Genomic DNA, 717 nt, shown 5'->3' on the forward strand with positions numbered 1-717 from the left:
GCAGTGGTATGGGGCAGTGGCATGGGGCGTGTAAACGGCGGGGGGACCCCACCGGGGGGGGGGCCCCCCCCCGGGCGGGGCCCGCCCCCCCCGGCCGGACCCGGCCGCGCCCTACGGGGGTGAAGGGCGGGCCGGGGGGCGGTGTCCGGCGAGGATCAGACGGCGTCCTCTTCGATCTTGCTGTGGCAGTAGTTGCTGACGGTGCTCCACTCGTTGAGCTCGCCCTCGTCGGTGTCGGCGACGGACAGGTTCTGCAGCTTCAGGATCTCGGACATGGTGAACTCCTCTGTGATCGTGGGTTTTTGTGGTGCGGTGGGGTGGATCGGGATGGATCGGGGTGGAGCGGTACCGGGCGGATCGAGCGGAGGGGGCTTAGAGCGCGTCCTCTTCGATCTTGCTGCCGCAGTGGTTGGAGACGGTGCTCCAGTCGTTGAGCTCGCCCTCGTCGGTGTCGGCGACGGACAGGTTCTGCAGCTTCAGGATCTCGGACATGGTGAACTCCTCTGTGGTTGTGGGTGGTTGTCGGTGGTTGTGGCGCAGTGGGGTGGAGCGGTACCGGGCGGATCGAGCGGAGGGGGCTTAGAGCGCGTCCTCTTCGATCTTGCTGCCGCAGTGGTTGCTGACGGTGCTCCAGTCGTTGAGCTCGCCCTCGTCGGTGTCGGCGACGGACAGGTTCTGCAGCTTCAGGATCTCGGACATGGTGAACTCCTCTGTGGT

3 protein-coding genes are annotated in these 717 nt (G+C 66.9%); all 3 read right to left on the reverse strand.

Annotated elements, in window-relative coordinates:
• Positions 1-155: 155 nt before the first annotated feature.
• The 3 genes from ACIQVD_RS09515 to ACIQVD_RS09525 all read right to left on the reverse strand — a co-directional run bounded on the left by ACIQVD_RS09515 (position 156) and on the right by ACIQVD_RS09525 (position 699).
• Positions 156-275 (reverse strand): class III lanthipeptide, encoded by a 120-nt coding sequence (locus tag ACIQVD_RS09515; RefSeq protein WP_198545003.1) that lies wholly within the window; start codon positions 273-275, stop codon positions 156-158.
• A 97-nt stretch (positions 276-372) separates the two neighbouring features.
• A complete protein-coding gene (locus tag ACIQVD_RS09520) occupies positions 373-492 on the reverse strand; it encodes a class III lanthipeptide (RefSeq protein WP_193588066.1) in 120 nt (39 codons plus the stop codon).
• Between the two features lie 87 nt (positions 493-579).
• Positions 580-699 (reverse strand): class III lanthipeptide, encoded by a 120-nt coding sequence (locus ACIQVD_RS09525; RefSeq protein ID WP_193588066.1) that lies wholly within the window; start codon positions 697-699, stop codon positions 580-582.
• Positions 700-717 lie beyond the last annotated feature (18 nt).

This window comes from Kitasatospora sp. NPDC090308 (assembly GCF_044769485.1).
Classification (GTDB): domain Bacteria; phylum Actinomycetota; class Actinomycetes; order Streptomycetales; family Streptomycetaceae; genus Kitasatospora; species Kitasatospora fiedleri.